Source organism: Paraburkholderia sp. RL18-085-BIA-A (genome assembly GCF_046027075.1).
GTDB lineage: Bacteria > Pseudomonadota > Gammaproteobacteria > Burkholderiales > Burkholderiaceae > Paraburkholderia.
On the sequence record NZ_JARESU010000734.1, the window covers coordinates 1 to 228 of the forward strand.

Here is a 228-nt window from a genome sequence, read left to right on the forward strand (position 1 = left end):
CCGGATCGATCTCCCACAGTTCCTTGATGCCAATGCCGTAGACCTGCGGATCGACGCCTTCGCGCAGCTTGAACCTGTCGTTCAACTGACGGCCCAGATGCCCGCGCGCGCCTTCGCAGAACAGCGTGTACTTGGCGTGCAACTCCATGCCGAGCTGGAAGTTCTCGGTCGGCTCGCCGTCCTTGCCGATGCCCAGGTTGCCGGTTGCGACGCCTTTCACGGAACCGT

1 protein-coding gene is annotated in these 228 nt (G+C 62.7%); it reads right to left on the bottom strand.

Translation table 11 applies throughout. The features are described from left to right. Positions 1-228 (bottom strand): NAD(P)/FAD-dependent oxidoreductase (locus tag P0D89_RS54605; protein WP_408379950.1); only part of this gene is annotated, 228 nt, incomplete at both ends.